The sequence below is a fragment of the Pseudoxanthomonas sp. GM95 genome (assembly GCF_900109775.1).
Lineage (GTDB): Bacteria > Pseudomonadota > Gammaproteobacteria > Xanthomonadales > Xanthomonadaceae > Pseudoxanthomonas_A.
The window spans coordinates 353,176-377,819 of record NZ_FOAX01000002.1 but is presented as its reverse complement, the minus strand read 5'-3'; the positions used below and the strand labels follow the sequence as shown (position 1 = coordinate 377,819).

Sequence of the window (24,644 nt, the reverse complement as noted above, 5' to 3'; positions counted from 1 at the left end):
CAGGAGATGATGAAGACCGTGCTGCGGCACGTTCCCGAGGCGTTGCTCCCGGGCACGCGGCCGGAACAGCTGGAAGGCCCGCGACCCAATATTGGCGTGGCGACACCGCGCATCGATGGCCCGCTCAAGGTCCAGGGCAAGGCCCGCTTTGCCGGTGAAGTGTCCCTGGACGGCATGTTGTATGCCGCGCTGGCCCACAGCACGATCGCCCGCGGCCGGATCGCTCACCTGGACGTCTCCCGGGCCGAGGCGGCCGCGGGCGTCGCGTTGGTCATGACGTACCGCAACGCGCCCCGGCTGAAGACGCCACAGGCCTTCGGACAGGGCAGCGGCGTGGCAGGCGCAGCCCTGCCGGTCATGCAGGACGAACAGATCCACTGGAACGGTGAGGCGGTCGCAGTCGTCCTGGCAGCCACTGCCGAGCAGGCCAATTACGCCGCCACCCTGGTTGATGTGTCCTATGCACTCGAACCGGCGATCACCGATTTCCAGCGCGCCAAGGAACATGCGCACCAGCCGGAGTCGGTCCTGGGCGAATCGCCATTGCTGGAGATTGGAGACGCCGAGTCCGCGCTGGCCAAGGCTTCGGTCAGGGTGGATCAGATCTACACGACCCCTCGCCACAATCACAACGCCATCGAACTGCATGCGGTGACGGTGCAGTGGCAGGACGACAACCTGGTCGTCCACGACGCCACGCAGATGCTCAATGGGACGGTCTCCACGCTCGCACAGGTCTTCGACCTGAAGCCCGAGCAGGTGCGTGTGCTGTCTCCGTTCGTCGGCGGTGGCTTCGGCGGCAAGGGGCTGTGGACCCACCAGATGCTGGCCGCGGCGGCGGCCAAGCTCGCCGGACGACCCGTGAGGCTCTCGCTCAGCCGCGAGAGCGTCTACCGCCTGATCGGCGGGCGTACCCTGACCGAACAGCGCGTGGCACTGGCCGCCAATCCCGACGGGACCCTCGCCGCATTGATCCACTCCGGCGTGGTGGCCATGACCGCGCATAACAGCGTGCCCGAACAGTTCACCTTTCCCGCCCGCCATCTCTATGCCGCAGACACCATGCGCCTGGAACAGCAGGTCGCTGAAATGGACATGCTGGCCAACACCTTCATGCGCGCTCCCGGTGAGTCGGTCGGGACCTTCGCGCTGGAGTCTGCGCTGGACGAACTGGCCGAACAGCTCCAACTTGATCCAATCGAACTGCGTCGTCGCATCGAGCCTGACAAGGATCCTGCCAGCGGCGCGGAGTTCTCCTCGCGCCATCTGATCAAGGCCTACGCGGACGGCGCCAAGGCCTTTGGCTGGGAGCAGCGCGCCGCGCCTGGCACCAGGCGCGAGGGCGAATGGCTGATCGGGATGGGGGTGGCCACGGCGACCTATCCCTACTACCGGATGCCAGGCTCTGCCGCACGCGTTCGCCTCGCGGCCGACGGCACGGCGCACGCGTCAACCGCAGGCCACGAAATGGGGATGGGCACCGCGACCGTCCAGGCCCAGCATCTGGCCGACCGGCTTGGACTGCCGCTGGATCGCGTGTCATTCGAATACGGCGACAGTGCCCTGCCTGCAGGTGCGATGGCCGGTGGCTCGTCCCAGACCGCGGGCACGCTTGCTGCAGTCGAGGCAGCGGTCAGCCAGCTGCTGAAGGACCTGCTGAAACAGCTGCCCAGGGACTCGGGGCTGCATGGCTGCAAGGCCGACGCACTCGTTCCGCGCGACGGCGGCCTTGGCCGCAGCGACGATGCCAGCGTGCACGTGCCCTACCCCACGCTGCTGCGACAACTGGGTGTCGACCACCTGGAAGCCAAGGCAGACGCGCCGGCGCCAATGGAGCTGATGAGATACTCCATGCATTCCTATGGCGCCCAGTTCTGCGAGGTCCGCGTCAATGCCATCACCGGCGAAGTAAGGGTCAGCCGTTTCCTTGGCTCATTCGACACCGGGCGCATCCTCAATCCGCAGACGGCGACCAGCCAGTTCCGCGGCGGGATCATCATGGGCATCGGACTGGCGCTCACCGAACAGACCGAGTTCGATCCGCGTAGTGGGCGAATCATGAATCGCAGCCTGTCCGAGTACCACGTCCCGGTCCACCTGGATGTGCCCAACATCGAGGTGATGTGGACGGACATCCCCGATCCCCACACGCCGCTTGGCGCACACGGCATCGGCGAGATCGGCATTACCGGCGTTGCCGCTGCGGTGGCCAACGCCATCTACAACGCCACCGGCAAACGCATCCGCAGCCTGCCGATCACGCTGGACAAGCTGCTCTGAAGTTTCAAAAGGAAATCGGCCGCCCAGCGCCAATGCAGGTCGGCTGAAGCGAGGCCCCTGGCGCGCACGGCGTCCGGCCTTCGCGCGCCCTGTGTCACGCAGTTCAATTCGGCGTGAAGCCCAGCATCGTTACGAGATCAGCGGCCTCTGCCTGCATGCCGGCCTCGGTGGCGGAGGGCTCACCATCGACGATGGCGCGGATGGCCAACTCTTTCCGCACGGCCTCGCGTGCTCCTTCATCCAGGTGCCTCAGCAGGCCTCGTAGGGCGGCGCGGTGTGCCTCCAGCCGCCCCTGGAGCTCTTCGAACTCTTCGCGGATCACCAAGCTATGTTCCATCACGCTCACCCGCCATGCACTCGACCCTGCCCAGTCCGGACATTCCTCCAGCGCGGGTGAAAGCCGCGTCGCCGGTTTTGCCGTGTCAATGGCCGGTCAAACGCCGGATTCGGCTACACCTGTGGCATCGGCCGAGCGCGTGCGCGCTGCATTGTCCATGACGAGCTGATGGATATACGCGAGCTTGGACTTGAGCGAGATGTTGATCACGAAGGGATAAAGGTCGTTCTGGCCCATCGCGCGATTGAGGCTGTTGACCGCATAGGTCAGGGGAAGCCAGGCATCGATGATCTTCTGGAAATCGCGCACGCCGTGGGGATCGAAATCAATTCGAGATCCCATGAACTGGGCATCTGGCACATCCGGTTGCACCCGGATGCCGAAGGCGCCCGCCATCTCCAAGGTATCGACGATATGGAAATAGTGCGCCCATGTCTCGGCCCAGTCCTCCCATGGGTGCACGGTGGCATAGGGGCTGACAAAGCGCTCCTGCCAGTCGTCCGGCGCACCGAAGTTGTAGTAGTCCGCCAGGGACCTGGCGTAGTCGCGCCGCTCGTCCCCGAACAACGCCCTGAACCTGTGGCGCTCGTCTGAGCCCGCGTCCCGAACGAGCCTGTCCCAGTAGTAATGGCCGACCTCGTGCCGGAAGTGTCCAAGCAACGTCCGGTACAGCTCGCCCAGGCGGACCCGCGACTTCTCACGCTCGGCATCATCTGCCTCGCTCAGCGAGATGGTGATCAGTCCATTCTGATGACCCGTCATGACCTGCGGCATGGCGGGCTGATCGGCCAGGAAGTTGAACACCAGCGGCTCGTGATCGCCCTCGCCCGGCGCGGGTGCGGGCAGATGCAGGCGCAAGATCGTGTAGTACAGGCGGCGCTTGGCGACCTCGATGCGCCGCCAGGCCTCGATTCTCTTCTCGCAGCTGAGGTCCGGGATCGTCCTGTTGTGCCGGCAGGCCCTGCAGAATGCGGCGTCATCGGCGCTGTCGATCAGCCAGTTGCACGCGCCATAGGTCGCGTTGGAACACAACCTCCAGCGCCTGTTCTGGTCAGCCACGTGTACCCACAGCGCGCCTTCAGCGGCGACCGCGACCATGGCAGCCTGCTTGGGATCGAAGGCCAGGCGCGCGCCGCACCGCAGGCACTGGGAATTCTCGAAGTAGACGACGTGGCTGCACACGTCACAGGTGAAGAGCTTCATGATCTAGGCGAACTGCGCCTGCTCGGCCCGGGTCCAGACGTTGACCGATAGGGTCTTGAGCGATCCATAGCTCATGAGGAATGCCACATCGGCCGCATCGCGTCCGTAGCCGATCACCGCGCGCCCTGCCCTACGCTCGGGCTGGGTCGCGTCGAAGGTGTACCAGGCATCGCCGACGTAGGCTTCGAACCATGCATGCAGGTCCATTGGTTCGAGACCATGCAACCAGCCGACCACCATGCGCGCCGGGATATCCAGTGCCCGACACAGCGCGATGCCGACGTGCGCAAAATCACGGCACACCCCCACCCGCTGCTCGATGGTGTCGCGCGCACAGCTGTGCGCGTCGCTCACGCCATAGCGATACTCGATGTTCTGCCGGATCCAGGCCCGGATCGCTTCCACCTGCGCATACCCGGGCGCAAAGCCGTTGACGATCTTCGTCGCCAGTGCGAGCAGCTCGGGACGGTCCGATGCGCAGTACCGGCTCGGCAGGGTGAACTGCAGCGTCTGCGCGGGCAACGCAAACGGCGTGACAAGCCCAGCCGCCTCATCGAATGCAAGCGCGTCATCGGCGTCCAGGGTGGCCTCGATGGAAACCCGCATCTGGCCTTCGGGGACCCAGAAGCGCTGGCAGAAGTTGCCGAAGGTATCCAAGTACTCTTCAAAGGCATGCCGCGACTGGAAGCCGGTACGCCCGTCGACCCGCCACACGCATTGCGCATCGCGGGGCCGAAGCATGGAGACCACCGGGCTTGGCGCTTCTGCCTCCAGGAGCAGTTCGCAGCCGGCAAGCATCTTCATGGGGCACTCCTGTCGTGGGCGCGCATTCTGAGTGCAGGTTCGTGCAGCAGATGTATAGGCCTGTCAGGCCAAACGCCCGCCCGATCGTGGCCGCGCAACGGCGCTGCGTTGCACCGACAGACCTTCACATCCTGCGTGAAGCGCGTTTGCTGACAATTCCGCGCTGGCGGGATGCCGCGACTCGACCTTGGGGACACTTACACGATGTTTTGGATCATTGCGGGCGCGGTGGTGGCGACCCTGGTCGCGGTGCTGTTCGCGCTGAATTTCGCCACGCCCGAAAAGAAGCTCGAACATATCCCTACGCACGAATACAACGTCACCGACCCGATGTTCAAGCGCCAGATGTCTGCACTTCTGGGGCCGACCATCCTGCCGGGCAACAAGATCGAGGTGCTGAACAATGGCGCGGAGATCTTCCCGGCGATGCTCGACGCCATGCGCTCGGCCCGGCAGACCATCACGTTCGAGACCTACATCTACTGGTCTGGCGATATCGGACGTGCGTTCAGCGAGGTGTTGTGCGAGCGTGCCCGTGCCGGCGTTGCAGTCCGTACAACAATCGACTGGGGTGGCAGCCTCAAGATGGACAACGCGCTGATCCAGAAGATGGAACAGGCCGGCGTTGAAGTGCATCGCTACCGTCCGCTGGCCTGGTACAACCTGCACCGGGTCAACAATCGCACCCACCGCAAGCTGCTGGTGGTCGATGGGAAGATCGGCCTTACCGGCGGCGTCGGCGTTGCCGACCAGTGGATGGGCAACGCGCAGGACCCCGAACACTGGCGGGATACGCACTATCGGATCGAAGGCCCTGTCGTGGCCCAGGTGCAGGCGGCGTTCAACGACAACTGGATCAAAAGCACTGGCCGGGTCCTGCATGACCCTGAGTTCTATCCAGAGCTCCCACCGGCTGGCGATACCGATGCACAGCTGTTCCTCGCCTCCCCTGCAGGCGGCAGCGAGAGCATGCACCTCATGTACCTGCTTTCCATCGCAGCCGCAGCGACGAGCATCGATCTGGCAGCGGCCTACTTCGTCCCTGATGACCTGATTTCCAAGGCGCTGCGTGATGCGGCGGCCCGCGGCGTCAAGATCCGGGTCATGCTGCCCGGCCCGCATATCGATTCGAGCTCCGTGCGCCTGGCGTCCAAGGCAAGCTGGGGACCATTGCTGCAGGCAGGGATCGAAATCCATGAGTTCCAGCCCACGATGCTGCACACCAAGCTGCTCATCATCGACAAGCTGCTGGTCTCGGTGGGTTCGACCAATTTCGACATCCGCTCCTTCAGGCTCAACGACGAAGCCAGCCTCAACATGTACGACCCCGACATGGCCGAGCGCCTGAGCGCGGTCTTCGAGCTCGATCTTAAAAAGTCCAAGCGTTACACCCTCGAGCATTGGCAGCACAGATCCCTTTCCGAAAGGCTGTTCGAAACCCTGGTACTGCCCTTCAAGTCGCAGCTGTGAGCATGTGCCTGAACGGCTCCGCGTCGCGGTGAGGCACGCAAATTGAAATCAACGCGAGGGACGCAATGAAGGATGAGCGCCCGCGGTTGGGCGCCCTACGGAGAAATGCATGCCGCACCATGAAAAGATCGCCCTGCGTGGCGTGATCGAAAATGTCTTCGCCCATCGCTTCACCGTGCTTTCCAAGGGCCAGACCCACCTTGCCGACCTGGGTCCCAAGGGCGCTGAAGCTTTCCCGCTTGTGGAAGGCTTGACCGTTACCCTGGAAGGCGAGCGACGGCCCTCGGAGATCAAGGTCCTCCGGATCAGCAAGAAGGGCGGGCATCCTGTGGACATCGAACACAAGAAGCCTCACCACGGCCCCAAGCATCACCATCCCGATGTTGCGGCCGATCCGGAATTGATCTTGAAGGCCGTCGGCAAAGCCGGCTGGACGGTCGAAGGAGAACCGGAGCGCAAGCCCAAGCACTTCGAGGTCCTGGCCTACCAGGGCGAGGGAGATTGGACCGAACTGCATGTCGATTTCGCAGGCGTGATCTACAAGGAAAAGCCGGCCGACGCCCACAAGTGGGGCATCGAGGCTTAAACGCTCGCCAGGAGCCTCGGTAGACCCGAGGCTCCATCTTGCTCGATCAGTCAGAAGCCGCAGAAAGCGAAGCTCTTCACCAACCGATTAGCGCGCTGCAGGTAGAACCAACTCCTTCTGCTGTTGATCGGAGCTTGAGGCGGTATGGTTAAAGCCGAGTTCTCCCTTGGCGAAGCACGACGCATCGCGCTGACAGCGCAAGGATTCAATTCCTTGCATCGCGACGGAGCTGCTGACGCGGCTGGCCTGCGCAGGTCGATCGCACGCCTTGGCCTGCTGCAGATCGACAGCGTCAATGTGCTGGTCCGGGCGCACTACATGCCTTTGTACTCGCGCCTGGGTGCCTATGATCGATCGCTGCTGGACGCGGTGATCTGCAGCAAGGCCAAGCGCCTGTTCGAATACTGGGGACATGAGGCTTCCCTGCTCCCCCTGGATGTTCATCCGCTGCTGCGATGGCGGATGGAGCGCGCTCGCCAGGGAATCGGCGTGTGGAAACAGCTCGAGCCATTTGCAGGCAGCCGCCGTGGTGAAGCCGATGCCATGCTGGACCGCATCCGCAGCGACGGCCCCCAGGCGGCTTCAGATCTCGCCGGCAGCAAGGTATCCAAGGGCATGTGGGCCTGGAGCGATGCCAAGCACGCGCTGGAATGGCTGTTCTGGGCGGGCTTGATCACCTCCACGCATCGGCGCGGCAGTTTCGAGCGCGTCTATGACCTACCGGAACGGGTGCTTCCAGCCGCCATCCAGGCCCAAGCAACGCCAACTGCACGTGACGCGCAACGGAACTTGCTTGCGCGCTCGGCGAAGGCATTAGGCATCGCCACAGCCGAAGACCTACGCGATTACTACCGGATTCCGGCAGCGGACGTGGCAGCGCCGATACAGGACCTCGTTGAGGATGGAACGCTCGCCATAGTCCGGGTCAAAGGCTGGAAGCAGCAGGCCTATCTGCATCGCGACGCAAGTGCAGGACGCAAGACAGACGGCGCCACGCTTCTATCGCCATTCGACCCGCTCATCTGGCATCGGCCACGAACTCTGCGGTTGTTCGGTTTCCACTATCGCCTGGAGATCTACACGCCTGCGCACAAGCGTGAGCATGGTTACTACGTGCTGCCATTCCTGATGGACGGCCAAATCGTCGCACGCGTCGATCTGAAGGCTGATCGCAAGTCCGGAATCCTCATCGTCCAGCGTGCCCACCTCGAGCCCGACCCTCCACGTGACACAGCCAGGCGACTTCGTGAGGAACTCGATCTCATGGCTAGCTGGCTTGGGCTGTCGGACATCCGGATCGAACCACAGGCGGCTGCCGCCCTGACCGTTCAATAGGCCTAATCTTCCGGTCAGAAGCAGCCATCCGCACCATGGGTCCTCCGAGAACTGGGAGCTTGTGAGTGGGTCGCGGGTATTACAGGCGGCCGGAGGCACGCAGCTGGACGGCCAGTTCTTCAATCTGGCGCTCCCCGGCCGCCAGCGCCTCCCCGCTGGTGTGGATCGAATAGCGTCCCATCACCAGGTCGTGCTCATGCGGTTCCGCCGAGCCGATCACGAAGATGGTGTCGACGTTGGTGGTGAGCATCACGGGCGCATCGGTTTCATCGAAGACGACCAGCTCGCCGTGAGCGACCTCGGGCGACACCAGATGGCCTTTGACGACGGCGAGCCACAGGACGCGGTGCCCGGCCGGCGCCCGGTAGGACCACGAGCTCCCGGCCGCAAGCGACACAGCGAAATAATTGACCGGAAGGTCCACGTCGATGCGCGACCCCACCGTCCCGGACGTTCCGAGCAGGACCCGCGCCGGACCATCGCTGTCGATCTGATCGGCCGCAATGTAGGCAGACTCGTATGGTGTCAGCTCAAGCGCTGGCGGCAGTGCGACCCAAAGCTGGATCCCAATCAGGGCGCCGGCCTCCGAACCGCCGGCGTGCCACATCCCGCGTCCGGCCTTCATCCATTCCAGGCTGCCATCGGCAAGGATTCCAGACTCACCGCTCGGATCTGTGTAGTTCGCCGTGCCCTCGGCAACATAAGTCACCGTTGCGATGCCAGAGTGCGGGTGCAAACCAAATCGCGATGCGGCGCCGTCCTTCTGGAACACGTCGAGCAGCACGAAGGGCTTGAGGGTGCGGCCAAGCCCGTTCGGGCTGATCAGCCGGGTGAGCGGACCATGTCGCTCGCCGCGCGTGCGCTGGATCACCGCTCTCGACGCATCACCGGAGTGGGCGTGGTCCTTGAGCATGCCAACTCCCTCCATGTCAGGCCGCTGCCTTGGCCGCAGTGGTCGCCTTCGCCCACCAGACAAGCTCGTCCAACGCGGCCTTGGTCTGGTTGAATAGACCCTTCTCGATCGCCTCCATCGCGAGGTTGCCCCCCATCGGAAAGATCGCGAAGAAGTCCGCGCCGCCGATGTGGACGGCCGTGCGGGTCGAGACCATCTGCAGTTCAACCGCGATGCCGCGCAAGTGTTCCAGTGCCCGTGCCCCACCCATGCCGCCGTAGGCGATGGCGGTGAAGGGCTTGCGATTCCACTCGTTGTAGGCCTGATCGAGCGCGTTCTTCAGCGCGCCGGTGATCGAATGGTTGTACTCGGCCACGACGAAAATGTAGCCGTCGTACTTGTCGACCTCCTGCTGCCAGCGCTGGGCTTCGGGACTCTTGCTGGGCATGTAGAGATTGGAAGCCATCTCGTCGAACAAAGGCAGCGAGAAGTCCCGCAGGTCGAGGATCTCTGCCTCCATGTCGCCCCGAGCGTTGGCCTGGTCCAGGATCCAACGCGCGGGTTTGTCAGCCATGCGCGTGTCGCGTGTTGAGCCAATTACAATGGCGATATTGAGCTTTTTCGTCACGTACGTTTTCCCGAATTGATCTGCCAAGCGAAGCGCAAGAAGTCATTGCTCGAAAGCTTGGCGGCACCGCGGCTGGCAACCGCCTGTGACCATTTGCGTGATCCCAACTATAGAGAGTGGTCATGACTTCACAAGAAGGCACCGTTGCGTGCTCAGGTATCCAAAAAGAAACCAGCAACTGCATCTATATCAACCAGATGCTCGGGCAGATCACCGACAAGTGGACGCTGTTGGTCATCAGGGCGCTTCGCGGCGGACCTCTTCGGTTCAACGTGCTGCGACGCGAGCTCGGGACCGTGAGCCAGAAGGTGCTCACCGGCACGCTGCGCAGCCTGGAAGAGACGGGTTTTGTGTCCCGGACCGTCACTCCCGTTGCGCCCGTGCGCGTGGACTACGCGTTGACGGATTTCGGACGGGAGTTCCTCGAGCCTGTCGAGACACTCTCGACATGGGTGGTCAGCAACATCGCGCGCATCGAGGACGCCCGATCCCGTTACGCGGCGAGCCAGGAGCAATAGTGCGTAACGCCTGACTCGAGGTCGGATCGAGCATTCTCCATCGCAAGAGGCCTGACGCCATGACGCCTAGCGTGGTGCACGCCATGTGGCTTTGCGGGTCCGTCCCTGACACACGCTTGTCGCACACTGGTCCGCGCGCACCTGCCTCCTGGGCTTAATAGAGTCGGGTGATTGAGTTTTCCCGCGTTGGCACGCCGCCAGCGTTTTCATGTCGAATTACGGGACCGTACTGGCCATGCTCAAGCGCAGATGGGTCACAGCTGCGACTTGATCGGCAGGACGATCTTCTCGAAGAGCTTTTCCTTCACGGGCCGCGATCGCCAGTCTTCCAGCGTGTAGGGCGTGGCCTTTCTCAGGTCACGCTCGAATACCTGCGTCATGACGGCGGCGAATGCAGGGTCGTAAACGTTGAGGCTGGCCTCGTCGTTGAGCCGGAAGGACCGGATGTCGAAGTTGGTCGATCCCACCGACACCAGCAGGCCATCGACGATCAGCAGCTTGGTATGCAGCATCGTGGGCTGGTATTCGCTGAACTCCACGCCGGCCTTGAGTAGTGGCTCCCAGCTGGCCTTTGATGCCAGGCGCACCGCATCCGAATCGATATGCGGTCCCGGCACCAGGATACGGATACGAATCCCCCGCTTGCTGGCGTCCAGCAACGCCTGGGTAATGAGCGCGTCGGGGACGAAATACGCGGCCGCCAGATCGATCTGCTTGTTGGCCGCCGCGATGGCCAGCAGATACATCAGGTGCATGCTCTCGCTGCCCCCGGACGGAGAGGCCAGGAACAGCTGCGCATCGCTATGCCCGGCCTGATCTAGCCGAGGGTAGTAATCAGGGCCATTGAGCACCCGCCCGGTGCTCTTGATCCAGTTGTCATTGAAGGCGGCCTGCAGTTGCGCCACCACAGGCCCTTCGACCTTGAAGTGCGTGTCGCGCCAGTGGTCAGGATCCTGCGCATGGCCCATCCACTGATCGGCGATGCCGACTCCGCCTGTAAAGCCGATCCGGCCATCGACCACCAGCAGCTTGCGATGGGTCCGGTTGTTCATGCGGTGCAGGTCATACCATCGCAGCGGCCGGTAGCGCTGGATCCGCACGCCAGCGGCCTCCATGTGCGCCAGCATGTCCTCGTCCATCTTGATGCTGCCGGCCCAGTCGATGGTGATGGTCACGGCCACCCCGGATCGTGCCTTCTGCGAGAGCAGGTCGCTGAGTTGACGACCGATCTTGCCCGACCAGTAAATATAGGTCTCAAAGGTGATGGTCTGCCTGGCCGAGCCGATCGCCTCGAGCATGGCCGGAAAGATCTCACTGCCGTTGTTCAAGACGGTGATGCGGTTTCCCGGCAACACCGTCGGTCCCAGCAGCACTGACATCTCGCGCTTGAACTGGGGATCGTCCACGCCGTACTGATGGCGGGGCACGTGCTCGAGCTTCTTCTCCGGAGTCGAAAAGTTCACCGCGAAAAGGATCCCCAGCCCCGTCAGCAGCACCGTGGCTGCGATGGTCCATGCCTTGCGGCCCCGCCCAAACCCTGTTGCCATTCCATCCCTCCAATCAGGAAGCCGAGTCTGACATCAGGGTCGTGACCTTCGCTCACGTTTGGCGCGCATCGAGCGCAGATCGGTAGGCTTCGTGGCGAACCAGCGTCTCGTCCACTGCGCGCGCGATGGCCCGAACTACCGTGAATGAGGATTGGGCTCCGGCCTGACTTCATGGGGCACAAGCTCGCGCGTGGCGATCGTTCCCCGCCTTGGCAGCGCCCAAACCCCACTGCCGAGGCCATCGCTCAGGGCACATGGGTGAAGGTGCTGGAGCAGTGGCGCCTACTCGCTTCCCCTTCCACGTGCGCCAGCCGCAGATTCCGATTCTCGCTCGCTCTTCTTCCACCATTTCCCCAAGGTGATCAGGCGACATTGGATGCGTATCCGGCCAGCCAGAATGAGGTTCCGAATCTGGAAGATGTAGCTTCCTCCGACGCCTAGCCTTGATCAGGCCAAGAGTGACCCTGCGGCGCTACACGGGTTGGGGTAACGATTGGGACTCGCCGGCGAGTGGATCACGCTGATTCTCGTCGAACAGGCGGTTCGAGTGGTCAGCCAACCTCCGGGCGTCCTTCTCCGCATCGATAAGTTGCGCACGCAGCTCCATCTCGTCGGCGACCAGCTCCAAGTGATAGGAGGAGCTCGGAGGGCTGATTGCCCCCTTATAGATGCCGTTGACGCCATGGACGGTGAGTGAGCGGATACGGGCGACGGCTCGGCTGGCATCGCCGTGAAAAGCTGCCAGCTCTTGAGCATGGCCTTTCAGTGAACCGAAGGTCCCCGCGCATGGCGCCGAGTGGCCCAGCTCCTCCAACCTTTGCTCGCCCTTGTGGGCCGCCATCCATAGCCGGAAAACCTGGGATTCCGCGCTGCGTTGCGCTGCGAATCTAAGTTGGCGTGCCGTCATCAGGTCCCGCTGTGCGCGGCGAATCTCCCGACTCGTGAACCAACTCCTCAACTTCCACATCGTGCTGTCCGCGCAGGGGGTGAACTGACGGTGCCACGTGGCCTGTGAACGGAGGGAGACAGTGAATCTGTACGGAGTCGTGGACCGGCAAGCGAAGCCTCGGAGACGCCTCCATCACCCCGATACACGTAGCTTAATGAGCCCTCCAATACGGGAGCTCGCGGATGACCTTGCTCAAGCTCGTCGACCAGCTTGGTCGCATCCTGGCACTTCCGCCAACGGTACGCATCGAGCACAGCGGCGGACCTTGGCTTGTGACTGGCGCTGTGCGCATCCCGCTCCCAGCAGAGCCTGAAGAGCTGACCAGCGAGAAGTTGACCATGATCAAGCGGTCGGTGCCTGGCTCACGCTGGGTCTAAAAAACGCCCACCTCGTTTTTCCGTCAACAGGCCTTCTCAGGGTGTTGCCATGTCGTCGTGACGACAGCTACCGGCCACCAACAGGCGTCTTGTTCAAGTTGTCTCGCATCTTTCGATGCCTTGCGTCTTGCGAGATGCAGTTGAAATGCTGCGCAGGCGGTCAGGCCGCATCCCTGGCAGCAAGAATCCGCTCCAGCGCATCAAAGAACTGCTTTGCGCCGTAGGGCTTGGCAAGCGACGTCTCACGCACGATTTCTGGGTGACTGAGGTTTACAAGCGCCGTCGTGTAGAAAAACGGGATTCCACGCGCCCTGAGAATGGCGGCTGCCGCGAAGCTGGTCTCAGCACCCAGATTGACATCAAGGATTGCCGCGTCGATCTCCTCGTTGCTCGCCATCTCCTTGGCCACCTGCAGGGTTTCTGCGGGGCCAACGACATGCAAGCCGCGATATTCCAGCAGATCGACGGCCAGCGTGGAGATGAGACGATCGTCCTCCACCAGCAGGACGCGTTTGTTCGCGCGAACGGGACTGTCGCCTTCTACCAAGTTCGAACCTGCGCGCAGGGTATTCATTGTGATTCCTTGGACGACGCGCACTGAATCTCGTCGTCAGGCTGTTTCGATGTATCCACTGCGGTTGCAGGCTGGATTGGAAATTCGATTCCCACACGCGTACCCGAGACACTGTCTGAAGCAACGAGCGTCGTACCACCGTGTCCGGAAGCGATCACGCTCACGATGTATAGACCCAGACCTACGCCGCCACCGTGATGGGTGGATCCCCTGGTCATCGCCTGAAACAAACTTGGCATTAAGGATTCCGGAATCGGCTCCCCGCTGTTTTCGACTGTCAGGCGCGCGGTTTCCCCATCAATGACGGATCGAACTGTGATGCCGGCCCTGTTATCTCCATAACGCGCCGCATTGGCCACGAGGTTCCCCAGCACGCGGACAAGACGCTCGGCATCGGCACTGACCGCTGCCTCGCCCTCACTGCGATGCTCGATGGCAATGCCACGAAAAGCCAACCTCAGCTCGTCCACACCCGTGGCGATCACGTGATGGAAATCGACGTCATGTCGATTCATCGCCATCTCCCGACCGGTCTTGGTCAGGGTGAAGTCCAGCAGGTCTTCAACCAGCAGCAACGCACGGTCGACTGACTGGTTGATGCGCTCGGACAGGCGCAAGCGCTTGGGATCGACATCGTCCAGGACCAGCATCTCGGTCCCCATGCGGATGGCCGTCAGCGGATTGCGAAGATCATGGCTCACGATCCCGATCAGCTGCTCGGCGAACAGCGAGCGCTGGTCCGCCTCCGCCTGCAATTGCGTCCGCTCCAGCAGCAATTCTTCTGCGCTTGCACGCGCCTTGACCAGCTCCCGCTCGTATCGGTCCCGGTCCGTGGCGACGGATGCCGAAATGGAGTGGCAGATTTGCCCATCGGCCAGGACCAGCGTCCTGGCATTGACCAGCATTGGGACTTTCCTTCCCTCTCGATGCTGGAAATCCAGTTTGATCTCCGCGACCGAGTGCTGCAGCTGCATCAACGGTAGCCAATGGGTCTGATGGAAGATGCGCGCACCGACCGTCAGCAGCTCCTGAAACCGCTTCGTCCCCTCCAGCGCTCCTGCCTCATACCCCAGCCAATCGCAGAAGGTGCCATTGATCCTGAGGATCATGCCCCTGGCATCGGTCAGCACGAGTCCGCATGCCGCACCGGCAAACATCACCTCGTCAGTAACGACCATGCCTGCGTCAGCGCTTCGGCAAGGAGAGCGAGCCCAGGAAGGCCTCGATCTCCCTGGCGCAGGCCTTGGGGGCGCTGAGGTGCGGACAATGGCCAATGTTCTCCACGAGGCGAAGCGTGCCATTGGCGACAGTGCGACTGGTGTACTCACCCACCGAGACGGGCGCGATGAAGTCGTCCGTGCTCTGAAGCACTAGGGCGGGCGCGGTCAATCTGGGGAGGTCGGCAAGGTTATTGGCCAGGAAGGTGGCCCGCGCGAACCTCGCCGCGATCTGCGGATCGGTCCTGCAGAAGCTGTTTCTGAGCTCGTCGGTCAGCTCCGGCTGGTCAGGCGCGCCCATGATGACCGGCGCCATATCGCCTGCCCATCCCAGGTAGTTGCCCTCCAGCGTCGTCAGCAGCTCGTCGATATCGGCGCGTTCGAACCCTCCGACATAGTCCCCTCGATTGATGTAGGACGGCGAAGGGCCAATCATCACGTGCGCGGCAAACAAACCAGGCGCCCGCTGATCCGCGATCAGGCCGACCATGGCACTGACCGAGTGGCCGACCAGCACCAAGGGCCCCGCGCCCGCGGCACGCGCCACCGCGATCAGGTCATCGGCGTATCCATCGAGAGTCGCGTAGCGCTCGGCGTCGTACTGGCTCAGATCCGACCCGCCGCTGCCCATGTAATCGAACAGGACGATCCGGAATCTGCGCTGCAGTTCAGGCGCCAGCAGGCGCCACATGTTCTGGTCGCATCCGTACCCGTGGGCCAGAATCAGCGTGAGATCGCCCTCGCCAAGCGAGTGGACATTGTTCCGCAAACGAATGTCCATACGGCGCGCCCCGGGTGTCGCAGACAGCTTAGCACCAACATCGGATTTGGACCCTTCGGCCTGCGCTCCGATCGGCCAGCTCCGTGCGGCCAAGGCCCGCCGGCGAACGACCCCGAAAAGCCAGCGCGCAGCGCGCAATCCCGTACCAGGAATGCGAAGAACGTGCGCCGAACCCGCCAGACCGTTCGGTCACCCGACGTCCTCCGCCATCGCAACGCAATGCCGTGTCAGGGCTGCGCCTGATCCGGCCTGACCAGCCCGTGCCGCTGTAGCAGCAACGCCAGGCGGCGCCGGACGTAGGGCAGTTCGCACTCGGGGCAGTCATCGAGGATGCCCTGCGCCAGCGCATCGAACTGTGGCCAGAACTGCGTCGGGTGGCGCAGCTTCTCCAGCCAGTCGGGCAGCATGTCGCCGAGCTCCTGCAGCTGGCGGTCAAGCGATTCGCGCGTACTCATCACACCGCTCCAGGCCATCCAAGCGTTACCGCGTGGGTGGCGCCATCGTCGGACAGGGGGAAATCCAGCGCGGCCTGCGGCACGCCATCGAGCATGAGCGCCGGGATGCCCGGACGCTGGCGCACGTCGATCACATAGAGGCTCGTGCCGAAGCGATAACGCAGCTGATACCCAGGCCAGTCCGCGGGGATGCACGGGGTGATCCGCATCCGATCGCCCGTGCGATGCAGGCCGAGCAGCGATTCGGTCAACAGCCGGTACATCCAGCCCGCCGCGCCGGTATACCAACTCCAGCCGCCACGTCCGATGTGGGGTTCCACGGCATAGACATCGGCGGCCAGCACGTAGGGCTCGACCTTGTAACGCTGGGCTGACGTCGCATCGCGCGTATGGCCGATCGGATTGATCATGCCGGCCAGCTGCCAGGCGCGTGCGGGGTCGCCTTGTGCGGCGAAAGCCATCGCCGCCCAGACCGCGGCATGGGTGTATTGGCCACCATTCTCGCGCACGCCCGGCACATAGCCGCGGATATAGCCTGGATCGTGCGTGGTGCGATCGAAAGGCGGCGCCAGCAGCTTGATGACTCCGGCGTCTTCATCGACCAGCTGCGCGTGCATCGCCGCCATCGCCTGCCGGCCGCGCTGCATTGCCGCGACGCCGGACAGCACCGACCAGCTCTGCGAGATCGAATCGATCGCGCATTCTTCCGACTCCGTCGATCCCAGCGGGGTTCCGTCATCGAACCAGGCGCGGCGATACCAGCCGCCGTCCCAGCCGTGCTCATCCAGCGCCTTGCGCAGGGCGTCGGCCTGCGTGGTGCAACGTGCGGCCAGTGCATCATCGCCACGGCGCCGCGCCACCGCGGTGAAGCGCACCAAGGTGTCGTAGAGGAAGAAGCCCAGCCACACGCTTTCGCCCTTGCCCTCTTTGCCGACGCGATTCAGCCCATCGTTCCAGTCGCCGCTGCCAATCAGCGGCAGCCCCTTGCCGCCAAGGCTGGCCAGTCCATGCTCCAGCGCCAGGACGCAGTGGGCGTACAGCGTCTGCGCCTGGCCCACGCGCTGCGGCTGGTCGTAATACGACTCCTCGTCCGGGTTGAGTGGCCGTCCATCGATGAAGCCCACCGGCTCGCCAAGCACAGCCACGTCATCGGTCACGTCCAGGTAGCGGCACACCGCCTGCGGCAACCACAGGAAATCGTCCGAGCAGCGCGTTCTCACGCCACGATCCTGCGGTGGATGCCACCAGTGCTGCACATCGCCCTGCAGGAACTGATGGGCCGCGCTGCGCAGCAGGTGCGCACGGCTCAGGGCCGGCTGCGCGTGGACCATCGCCATGCTGTCCTGCAGCTGGTCGCGGAAACCGAACGCGCCGCCGGACTGGTAGTAGCCACTGCGCGCCAGGTAACGGCAGGCGATGGTCTGATACAGCAGCCAGCCATTGGCCAGCAGGTTCACGGACTGATCTGGCGTCGAGACCTGCACGGCACCCAGCACGTCGTGCCAATGCGCACGCACGGCCGCGAGCGCGGCATGCGAGGCCTTCGCGCCCCGTGCCTGCAGGGCCAACGTGAGCGCAGCCTCGCGCCCCGCAGCCGCGCCCAGACGGAAGGTGGTCTCGAAAGACTGATCCACCGCCAGCGCGACCGGCACCTGGATCGCGCCACAGGGATCCAGCCCTGCCCCGACGCGACCGGACAGGCGCTGCCGTTGCATCGCCGCCGGTGCGGCGAGATCGCCGTTGCGGCCGATGAACTCGACGCGATCGGCCGTGACGCTGCGTGCCGCCGCATCGACATCGAAGAACGCCACGCGCCCTTCGAACTCGGTGTTGTAGGGATTGCGCGCGGTCAACAGCTGGCTGGCCAGGTCCAGCTCGCTGATCACGTGCGCATGCGAGCGTGCCCGGCTGTCGCCCAGCACCCATTCCACATAGCCGGTGATACTGAGCCTGCGCGCGCGGCCGGACTGGTTCTTCAGCTGCAGCACGCTGTACTTGATCGATTTTTCCAGATCGACGAACACCCACAGCGTGCTCGCGATGCCCTGCTCCACGTGGTGGTAGACGCTGTAGCCGAAGCCGTGCCGCACCTCGTAGGCCCCCTGCCCGCGACAGGGCAGCGCCATCGGTGACCAGACCTGGCTGCTGTCTTCATCGCGCAGATAGAACGCCTCGCCACTGACATCGCCGACCGGATCGTTATGCCAGGGCGTCAGGCGAAACTCGTGTGCGTTCTCGGCCCAGGTGTAGCCGGCGGCACTCTCACTGACCACGGTGCCGAACTGCGCATTGGCCAGCACGTTGCACCACGGCGCGGGGGTCGGCTGCCCCTCTTCCAGCACGATGCGGTACTCGCGTCCGTCCTCCGAGAAGGCGCCGAGGCCGTTGCTGAAATGGTGATCGCCAACATCGGGGGCTTTCGGACGTTCCCGCTCGATGACCTCGGCTTGGTGCGGCACAGCGCCTTGCATCATGGGCGGTGCCCGCTCCAGCATCGGCACCTGCACGCGTGCAAGCAGGCGTCGCTCAAGCTGCGCGTCCAGCGTCCCCAGCGTGTCGCTCAGGATCACCCGGGCCACGGTCTGCAGCAGGATGCGATCCTCCTGCGAGATATGCTCGATGGCGCGTACGAAGATGCCGCCCGGACGGTCCATGACGTTGGCTTCCGGATCAGCCGCGATCAAGCCCACGATGCTGTCCTGCAGCTGCTGGCGATAGCCGGCCTGGCTCTCGTTCCAGATGACCAGGTCCACGCGCAGGCCCTTGAGGCGCCAGTACGCATGGGCCTGCACCATCTGCCGGACCAGTTCCAGATGCTCGGTGTCGGTGATGCGCAGCAGGGCGATCGGCAGGTCACCGGAGATCGCATGGCTCCACAGCGCCGACTGGCCGCGACGGTTCTGCAGCAGCACCTCGGCATCGGCGCGCAGCTCCGGCGCGATGAACAGCACCCGCGCCGCGAGGCGCTCGTACAGCTGCACGTCCACCAGCGACGCGTTGAGCTGGCGCCGCGTGACCTGGCTCTGCGTCAGCGCCATCTCGAACACGCGGTCGGCCAGGCGCCGATCGCGATACTTGTCGATGAGTGCAGTGCAAGCCTCGCGCTGGGCGCCCACGCCGGAGACCATGTCGATCTGCACCTGTTGATCAGGTGCCAGCGCGATCCTGCAGCGGATCGCCACGATCGGGTCCAGCACCGAACCGGCCGAATCGGACAGCGCGCCGTCCCCGGTCATCGCCGCCGGGCGACGCGTGCTCTGGCCGCGCCCGATGAAGCGCGCGCGGTCGGTCTCGTAGGAGATCGCATCGACATCCGCGTCGTGCACCGCCACCAGGTGCAGCATCCAGGGCTGTGCTTCGTCGTGCGCGCGCGGACGGCGGGTACACAACAGCGCCTGCTTGTCGGCCAGCAGCTCGGTCTGTACGAACAGGTTGCTGAAGGCCGGATGTGCCTCGTCGGAGAGCGCGGGTGCCAGCACCACTTCGGCGTAGGTGGTGATCTCGATGACGCGGCTCTGGCGCGAACGGTTGCGCAGCCGCAGCCGGCGCAGCTCCACGTCGTCTTCGGCAGAGATGGCGATTTCGAGATGGCTGTCGTAGCCGAGATGGCTGCCCTTGAACTCGGCCTTGGCATCGGAAAAGATCGCTTCGTAGCGATCCACCGGCACGCACGTGGGCTGGTGCGTCGCCGACCAGAACGTACCGCTGCCAACATCGCGCAGATAGCAGAAGGTGCCCCAGTGATCGCGCGTGCTGTCTTCGCGCCAGCGGGTCACCGCCATGTCGCGTGCACGGCTGTAGCCGCCGCCGGCGCTGGTCAGCATGCCGTGGTAGCGGCCATTGGACAGCAGCTGGACCGCGATCTGCGGCGCCGAAGGATCGCGATGGATGCGCAGCGGCATGCCCGCGTCAGGCGGCGTGGCACGTTCGGCCACCTCGGCCAGGCCCTTGGCAAAACTTCCCCCCGTGCGCGGCGCACGCTCCTGCAGCAGCAACAGCGTGGCCTGGAACTCTGGATCCGCGGTGAAGCGCCGCTGCATCGGCGCATCGCGCAGGACGTGGTCGATAGCAAGCAGCGCCATGCCCTGGTGATGGGACATGAAGGAACGCACGATGGCATGGGCCTCGCCGCGCGGTACGCGCGAGGGCGTGTAGTCGATCGCCTCGTACAGGCCGAAGCGGCCGCCGAAGCCCAGCGCATCCAGGCGCTGCAGGTTGCGGCAGGCCGCATCGGGTTCGACCATCAGCGCCATCGCGGTCGCATACGGGGCGATCACCAAGTCCTGTCCGAGCCCGCGCTTGAGCCCGAGCCCCGGCACGCCGAACGCGCGGTACTGGTAATTGCGCTGGGTATCGACCGTGTTGTATCCAGACTCGGAAACGCCCCAGGGCACGTCGCGCGCGGCGCCGTAACGGATCTGGGCCTGCACCGCGCCGTGCACCGTGCGATGCAGCAGGGTCTGCGGATAGCTGGGCATCACCAGGTCGGGCATCAGGTACTCGAACATCGACCCGCTCCACGACAGCAGCGTGGGTTCGCCGCCCGCATCGGTGAGCGTGCGCCCCAGCGCGAACCAACTCTCCTGGGGCAACTTGCCCTGGGCGATCGCGACGAAGTTGCCAAGCCGGGCTTCGGACGCCAGCAGGTCATAGTGGCCGGCATCCAGGCGACGCTCATCGACGTTGTAGCCGATCGACATCAGGTGCTGGGCAGGGCTGTACAGGAAGTCGTACTCCATCAGCGACAGTTGCCCGGCGACATGCGCCAGGCGCTCGAGCTGCTGGATGCGCTCGCTGGCCCAAGCGCGGAGCCTTGCCTCGGTGCTGGCCTCGCGCAGCTGGCGCAGGGTCGGCACGGCGCGCAGGGGATGCGGTTTCAGGCCATCGCCGGTCACCGCCGGCGACACGGCGCAGAGGCGCAGATCCAGCTGCGCCGCCTGACAGGCCTGCAGCATGCGCGCGACCCAGGGCTCATCCTCGTCGATGTCCTGCGGCAGGCCCGCGTCCAGCAGGACCTGCGCCTGATCGATCAATTGCACCAGCGCCGCATCCGCCTGGTCGAGGCTGGGATTGGGCAGCGCGCAGATGGCCTTGAGCGTATGGGCAAAGGCCGCCAGCGCGCGCTCCTGCGCTTCGCTGGGGTGGTCGAGCGTGTCCCGCAACACGCCCAGCGTGTCCGACAGGCCTGCGAAGACCATCAGCGATACCGCGGGTGCGTCGACCAGCGCCAGCAGCCCCTGTCGCAGCGTCAGCAGATGGCCGGCCAGGTTGCCGCTGTCGACGCTGGAGACATAGCGCGGCAACAGCGGGGTGAGCGTTTCGGTGTCGTACCAGTTGTAGAAGTGACCGCGATGCCGCGGCAGTCCTTCCAGCGTGGCCAGCGTGTCCGAGACCCGCCGGATGACGCCGGAAACGCCCAGGTAACCCAGGTCGTAGGCCGCCAGGTTGGCCAGCAGCGACAGGCCGATGTTGGTCGGCGAGGTGCGATGGGCCACCACCGGCACCGGATGCTCCTGGACATTGTCCGGTGGCAGCCAGTGGTGCCGGGCCGTGCAGTGCGATTCGAAAAACGCCCAGGTCCGGCGCGCGAGCCGGCCCAGGAACAGCCGCTGCGCCGGCACCAGCTGGCCAGCGGGCGCGACCGGCGTCCTGCCAAGCCAGGCCATCAACCACGGTGCGACGCTCCAGGCCGCGCACAGCGGCACCGCCACCCACAGCGCGCCCGGCGCCCGCCAGGCAACGACGCCCAGCATCAGGACGGCGGACACCGCCGCGCCGGCCATCAGCCGATGCTCGGCCTGGCCACCGCGCAGGCCGCGTTCCACCTCGCTCGAAGGATTCCACTGCAGCAGCCGCCGGCCGCTGATCATCATCCGGAACAGCGTGCGGCCGATGGCCGCCAGCTGCATGCCGGCCTCGTAGGGCAGGCAGGCCAGCGTCACGCCGGTGCGGACGAGCTGCTGGCGCAAGTCCAGGCCCACCTGCCGCGCGTGATGCGCAACGCCCAGCCCCTCGGGCACGCGCACCAGGGCGTACAACGCACCCAGCACGCCGGGCAGCAACCACAGCGACAACAACCACAGGGTCCAGCGCACCGGCATCGGTGAGGCCAACCACCCCACCAACAGCAGCACCAGCGCGGCGGGCGACACCAGGCTGCGACGCAGGTTATCCAGCAGCTTGCCGCGCGACAGCCATGACAGTGGGTTTCGCTCGTAGCCGCGTGCGGTGGGCACCCATGGCCACAACCACGGCAGCAGCTGCCAGTCGCCACGCACCCAGCGCGCACGTCGCTTGGCATCGGCCGCATAGCGCTGCGGATAACCTTCGTACAGGCGCACATCGCTGATCAGGCCCGCGCGCGCATAGCAGCCTTCGAGCAGGTCATGGCTGAGTACGCGGTTGTCGGGAAAGCGCGCCGTCAGCACCTGCTCGAACGTTGCCACGGCATAGATGCCCTTGCCGATGAACGAGCCTTCGCCGAACAGATCCTGATAGACGTCCGAGACCACGCGCGTGTACGGATCCATGCCCGGCTCGAGGCCGAACATGCGGGCAAAACGCGTGTCCTGTCCGGCGCCCATGCCGGTGCCGAGCCCAGGCTGGAGAATGCCGTAACCGGCCACCACGACCTTGCCGGCCGCATCCAGGCGCGGCACGTTCAGGGGATGGGACATGGCGCCGACCAACGCCTTGGCGGCATCGCGGGGCAACTGCGTGTCGCTGTCGAGCGTGATGACATAACGCACCCGCGACAGTCCGGTGAGATCGCCGGTGATCCGCAGAAACTCCTGGCCGGCCTGCGCGTCGAAGGGCTCGGTGCTCAGCAGGCGGTTGAGCGCTTCCAGCTTGCCGCGCTTGCGTTCGACGCCCATCCAGCAGCCTTCCGCGGCATTCCACTGGCGCGGCCGATGCAGCAGGAAAAAGCGATGCCCGCGTTCGGGCGCATAGCGTTGGTTGAGCTGATCGATCTGCTGCCCGGTGTAATCCAGCATGTCCTGATCGTCGGGCATGACCTGCTGCCCGGCATCCAGGAAATCGGTCAGCAGCGCGAAGTGCAGATGCGCATCGCGGTTGGCCAGGTAATGCACCTCCAACGAGGCGACCAGCACGTCAATGGCATCGCGCCCGGCCAGCATGCTGGGGATCACCACCAGGGTGCGGCTCTCGACCGGGATGCCGAGCCTCAGATCCATGCGCGGCAACGCACGTGGCGTGACCGACAGCGTCGCGACCCAGTTGACCAGTGCAATCCCCAGCTCGCTCGACGCCACCAGCGCCAGCAATCCACTGAGCCACCACAGCAGGGCCGGCGCCGCCACGGGCGCACCACGCAGGAGCACCAGGCTCCACAGCACCGCAATCGCCGCAATCGGCGCCAGGTACAGCCACAAGGGCACACGCCGCGCGGGTCCATCTTCCGCGGCGGCGAGCGTTGCAACACCAGGATCTTGCAGCTCGGCGCGCAGCTGCGGCAGTCCCGCATCGATCAGATAGAAGCCCACATGCGCGCGCAGCTGCGGCGCGTCCTCGCCACGTTGGGCCAATCGCAGGGCCGCGGCAGCCACGACCGTCTCGTCCAGTCCCGCACCGCGCGCCAGGCGTTCAACCGCGTGGCGATATCCATCGCGTGTCTGGAACGCCATGCGCGGATAGATGCCGGCCGGATCCTGGCCCAAGGTCTGCTCGACCACGCTCATCGTCTCGACGAACTCGCGCCAATCCATGTTGTCCAGGAACCGCAGGCTGCCGATGCTGTTGCTTACCGACACCTGGTCGGCGGCCTGGCGCTGGCTTTCGGTGTGAACCAGCGCTTCCACGCCCTGCCCACCCGCGGCCAGCCATTGCTCGATCCAGGCGCTGGCCATCGAGACCACCGGCCCGCGCCCCTGGAGGCCACGCGTCAGTTCGGCGACAAAGGCCCCCGTAACCGGCGGCTGCGAACGTGCGAGATCGGCCACCACCAGCACCAGCGCCGATGGATCGTCCAGGGCCGTCGTATTCAGACGCGTGGACCAGGCATTGGCGAGGCGATGGTCTTCGCCATCGCGCATGATGCCGTCGGCCACGCGCCGCAGATTCTCGATCAGCGCCAGCCGCAGCATGATCGGGATCGCCCACAGCTCGCCCAACTTGAGCGGCGCAATGCGCTGATAGGCGGCGATGAAGCGGCTCAACGTGATCGCATCGACCTGTCCATCGCCATGGGCGATAACCTGCTGGCCGAGTTCGTAGACACGCGGCAGGCCGATCACCTCGCCGACCTTCAAGCGTGGAAGCTGCCTGCTATAGCCTCGCGGAAGATGATCGCGCGCCGCGCGCACCTGCTCTTCGACCAGGTAGTAGTTATCCAGAAGCCATTCGCCAGCAGGATGCAGTCGCAGCCCATCCGCCGACATATGCGCCAGGCTGCGCGCCGCGGCGCTGAGTGCAAGCGTGTTCGAGCGCAGCCTTGCCAGCAACAGCTCCTGCGCCGCGCCTTGATGCACGACATGCACATTGGCCAGCGCACGCCCCAGCGCTTCCATCTGCTCAGCGCCCAGCAATGCAGCACGCACCTGCCCTCGCTGCTGGCCGTCGGTAACCTGGGCGCGTTGAGCCAAGCGAGCGTTGCGTCGAAACGGACTACGCCACGCCAAGAATCCCGACATCCTCCATGTTGGAGGCATATGACGTGGCCTGTGCGGCATG

Annotated in this window: 18 protein-coding genes; 6 read left to right on the top strand and 12 right to left on the bottom strand. The window is 64.7% G+C overall.

Going from position 1 to position 24,644, the window contains the following annotated elements; all coding sequences use genetic code 11:
- The first annotated feature begins 9 nt into the window (after nucleotides 1-9).
- On the top strand, nucleotides 10-2,280 hold the full coding sequence (locus tag BMZ17_RS09845; protein ID WP_093139570.1) for a xanthine dehydrogenase family protein molybdopterin-binding subunit: 2,271 nt from the start codon (nucleotides 10-12) through the stop codon (nucleotides 2,278-2,280).
- A 103-nt stretch (nucleotides 2,281-2,383) separates the two neighbouring features.
- Here BMZ17_RS09845 and BMZ17_RS09840 read toward each other — a convergent pair whose 3' ends face one another.
- The 3 genes from BMZ17_RS09840 to BMZ17_RS09830 form a co-directional block, all read right to left on the bottom strand.
- Nucleotides 2,384-2,617 carry a hypothetical protein gene (locus BMZ17_RS09840; protein ID WP_093138417.1) on the bottom strand — a complete coding sequence of 78 codons (234 nt, stop codon included), beginning with the start codon at nucleotides 2,615-2,617 and terminating at the stop codon, nucleotides 2,384-2,386.
- 96 nt (nucleotides 2,618-2,713) lie between these two features.
- Nucleotides 2,714-3,820 carry a zinc-binding metallopeptidase family protein gene (locus BMZ17_RS09835; RefSeq protein WP_093138416.1) on the bottom strand — a complete coding sequence of 369 codons (1,107 nt, stop codon included), beginning with the start codon at nucleotides 3,818-3,820 and terminating at the stop codon, nucleotides 2,714-2,716.
- A gap of 3 nt (nucleotides 3,821-3,823) precedes the next feature.
- A complete protein-coding gene (locus BMZ17_RS09830; RefSeq protein ID WP_093138415.1) occupies nucleotides 3,824-4,624 on the bottom strand; it encodes a transglutaminase-like domain-containing protein in 801 nt (266 codons plus the stop codon).
- A 204-nt stretch (nucleotides 4,625-4,828) separates the two neighbouring features.
- On the opposite strand from BMZ17_RS09830, the gene BMZ17_RS09825 reads away from it, so the two are divergent.
- The 3 genes from BMZ17_RS09825 to BMZ17_RS09815 all read left to right on the top strand — a co-directional run bounded on the left by BMZ17_RS09825 (nucleotide 4,829) and on the right by BMZ17_RS09815 (nucleotide 8,015).
- Nucleotides 4,829-6,094 carry a phospholipase D-like domain-containing protein gene (locus BMZ17_RS09825; RefSeq protein WP_175485609.1) on the top strand — a complete coding sequence of 422 codons (1,266 nt, stop codon included), beginning with the start codon at nucleotides 4,829-4,831 and terminating at the stop codon, nucleotides 6,092-6,094.
- Between the two features lie 109 nt (nucleotides 6,095-6,203).
- Nucleotides 6,204-6,680, top strand: a complete 477-nt coding sequence (locus BMZ17_RS09820; protein WP_093138414.1) for a hypothetical protein — start codon at nucleotides 6,204-6,206, stop codon at nucleotides 6,678-6,680.
- 144 nt (nucleotides 6,681-6,824) lie between these two features.
- A complete protein-coding gene (locus BMZ17_RS09815) occupies nucleotides 6,825-8,015 on the top strand; it encodes a winged helix-turn-helix domain-containing protein (RefSeq protein ID WP_093138413.1) in 1,191 nt (396 codons plus the stop codon).
- 79 nt (nucleotides 8,016-8,094) lie between these two features.
- Here BMZ17_RS09815 and BMZ17_RS09810 read toward each other — a convergent pair whose 3' ends face one another.
- Nucleotides 8,095-8,928, bottom strand: coding sequence for a pirin family protein (locus tag BMZ17_RS09810; RefSeq protein WP_093138412.1), 834 nt, complete (start codon nucleotides 8,926-8,928; stop codon nucleotides 8,095-8,097).
- A 16-nt stretch (nucleotides 8,929-8,944) separates the two neighbouring features.
- Nucleotides 8,945-9,535, bottom strand: a complete 591-nt coding sequence (locus BMZ17_RS09805; protein WP_093138411.1) for an NADPH-dependent FMN reductase — start codon at nucleotides 9,533-9,535, stop codon at nucleotides 8,945-8,947.
- 122 nt (nucleotides 9,536-9,657) lie between these two features.
- On the opposite strand from BMZ17_RS09805, the gene BMZ17_RS09800 reads away from it, so the two are divergent.
- On the top strand, nucleotides 9,658-10,053 hold the full coding sequence (locus BMZ17_RS09800; protein ID WP_093138410.1) for a winged helix-turn-helix transcriptional regulator: 396 nt from the start codon (nucleotides 9,658-9,660) through the stop codon (nucleotides 10,051-10,053).
- Nucleotides 10,054-10,307: 254 nt separating this feature from the next.
- On the opposite strand, the gene BMZ17_RS09795 is transcribed toward BMZ17_RS09800, so the two are convergent.
- Both BMZ17_RS09795 and BMZ17_RS09790 read right to left on the bottom strand, forming a co-directional pair.
- Nucleotides 10,308-11,600 carry a phospholipase D-like domain-containing protein gene (locus BMZ17_RS09795; protein ID WP_093138409.1) on the bottom strand — a complete coding sequence of 431 codons (1,293 nt, stop codon included), beginning with the start codon at nucleotides 11,598-11,600 and terminating at the stop codon, nucleotides 10,308-10,310.
- A gap of 472 nt (nucleotides 11,601-12,072) precedes the next feature.
- A complete protein-coding gene (locus tag BMZ17_RS09790) occupies nucleotides 12,073-12,441 on the bottom strand; it encodes a hypothetical protein (RefSeq protein WP_217645775.1) in 369 nt (122 codons plus the stop codon).
- 290 nt (nucleotides 12,442-12,731) lie between these two features.
- On the opposite strand from BMZ17_RS09790, the gene BMZ17_RS09785 reads away from it, so the two are divergent.
- Nucleotides 12,732-12,926, top strand: coding sequence for a hypothetical protein (locus BMZ17_RS09785; RefSeq protein WP_093138407.1), 195 nt, complete (start codon nucleotides 12,732-12,734; stop codon nucleotides 12,924-12,926).
- A gap of 160 nt (nucleotides 12,927-13,086) precedes the next feature.
- On the opposite strand, the gene BMZ17_RS09780 is transcribed toward BMZ17_RS09785, so the two are convergent.
- The 5 genes from BMZ17_RS09780 to BMZ17_RS09760 form a co-directional block, all read right to left on the bottom strand.
- A complete protein-coding gene (locus tag BMZ17_RS09780) occupies nucleotides 13,087-13,500 on the bottom strand; it encodes a response regulator (protein ID WP_093138406.1) in 414 nt (137 codons plus the stop codon).
- Nucleotides 13,497-14,678 carry a sensor histidine kinase gene (locus tag BMZ17_RS09775; protein WP_175485546.1) on the bottom strand — a complete coding sequence of 394 codons (1,182 nt, stop codon included), beginning with the start codon at nucleotides 14,676-14,678 and terminating at the stop codon, nucleotides 13,497-13,499. The genes BMZ17_RS09780 and BMZ17_RS09775 overlap by 4 nt, the downstream gene beginning before the upstream one ends.
- A gap of 7 nt (nucleotides 14,679-14,685) precedes the next feature.
- Nucleotides 14,686-15,498, bottom strand: coding sequence for an alpha/beta fold hydrolase (locus tag BMZ17_RS09770; RefSeq protein WP_093138404.1), 813 nt, complete (start codon nucleotides 15,496-15,498; stop codon nucleotides 14,686-14,688).
- A gap of 227 nt (nucleotides 15,499-15,725) precedes the next feature.
- Nucleotides 15,726-15,953: a hypothetical protein gene (locus BMZ17_RS09765; RefSeq protein WP_254775264.1), complete on the bottom strand. Its 228-nt coding sequence runs from the start codon at nucleotides 15,951-15,953 to the stop codon at nucleotides 15,726-15,728.
- Nucleotides 15,953-24,481, bottom strand: coding sequence for a glycoside hydrolase family 94 protein (locus BMZ17_RS09760; RefSeq protein WP_175485608.1), 8,529 nt, complete (start codon nucleotides 24,479-24,481; stop codon nucleotides 15,953-15,955). The genes BMZ17_RS09765 and BMZ17_RS09760 overlap by 1 nt, the downstream gene beginning before the upstream one ends.
- Nucleotides 24,482-24,644 lie beyond the last annotated feature (163 nt).